Raw genomic sequence first — 332 nt, 5'->3', positions numbered from 1 at the left:
GCTGCTCGTGGTGACGAGTACACGAACCTGGCGTTGTTGACCGACGGGTTGCGGGCGGAGCGGGAGCAGGGCATCACGATCGATGTCGCCTACCGGTACTTCGCGACCCCTCGGCGGAAGTTCATCATCGCGGACACCCCCGGGCACACCCAGTACACCCGGAACATGGTCACCGGTGCTTCCACCGCTGACCTGGCTCTGATCCTGGTCGACGCCCGGAAGGGCCTGGTCGAGCAGTCCCGCCGCCACGCCTTCCTGTGCAGTCTTCTGCGGGTGCCGCACCTGGTGCTCTGCGTCAACAAGATGGACCTGGTCGACTGGTCGCAGGAAGT

At 65.4% G+C, this 332-nt stretch carries 1 protein-coding gene; it reads left to right on the top strand.

The annotated features are described in order from the left end of the window. A partial coding sequence (locus tag QSK20_RS31995) for a GTP-binding protein (RefSeq protein WP_285792333.1) occupies positions 1–332 on the top strand: 332 nt, incomplete at both ends.

This window comes from Micromonospora sp. NBRC 101691, assembly GCF_030269285.1.
Taxonomy (GTDB): domain Bacteria; phylum Actinomycetota; class Actinomycetes; order Mycobacteriales; family Micromonosporaceae; genus Micromonospora; species Micromonospora echinospora.
Note: the sequence above shows the minus strand (reverse complement) of the source record. Positions and strands in the feature narration are given on the sequence as shown.